The following is a 695-nucleotide window of genomic DNA, read 5'->3' on the forward strand; positions in this document are numbered from 1 at the left end:
ACCCCACTGACAACTGTCCGCTGGTTGCCAACCCGACTCAGGATGACACTGATGGCGACGGTATTGGCGATGCCTGTGATCAGGACAACGACCAGGACAACGACGGTATCGACGATGGGGTAGATAACTGTCCTGCCATTTTCAACCCGGAACAGGGTGATGTGGATAACGATGGTATCGGTGATGTTTGTGATGACGACGCGGATGGCGATGGTGTGGATAACACCAATGACAACTGTGTGTTCACGGCAAACGCGGATCAGAAAGACACGGATACCGATGGTATCGGCGACGTCTGCGAAGACGACCGCGACGGTGACACCATCCTTGATACCAATGACAACTGCCTGAACATTCCTAACACTGACCAGGCTGACCTGGATCTGGATGGCATTGGTGATGTGTGTGACGACGACCGTGATGGTGACGGCGTGGACAACGACACTGATAACTGCCCACTGGCTGCCAACGCGAACCAGGCGGACAGCGACGGTAACGGCATTGGTGACGTTTGTGATGGCGGTGGCGGTGATCCCACTGACACCGATGGCGATGGCGTTCCGGATGTCTCTGACAACTGCCCGATGATTCCTAATGAAGATCAGGCTGATGGCGATGGTGATGGTAAAGGCGATGTCTGTGACGACGACGGTTTCACCTGTTCCGCTACCACCACTTTCCAGCAGCTGGCCAAT

Annotated in this window: 1 protein-coding gene; it reads left to right on the top strand. The window is 55.1% G+C overall.

Annotated features, from left to right (window positions below):
- The coding region (locus A3754_RS01160; RefSeq protein ID WP_197468353.1) for a thrombospondin type 3 repeat-containing protein at positions 1 to 695 on the top strand (695 nt) is incomplete at both ends.

This window comes from Alcanivorax sp. HI0083, from assembly GCF_001635175.1.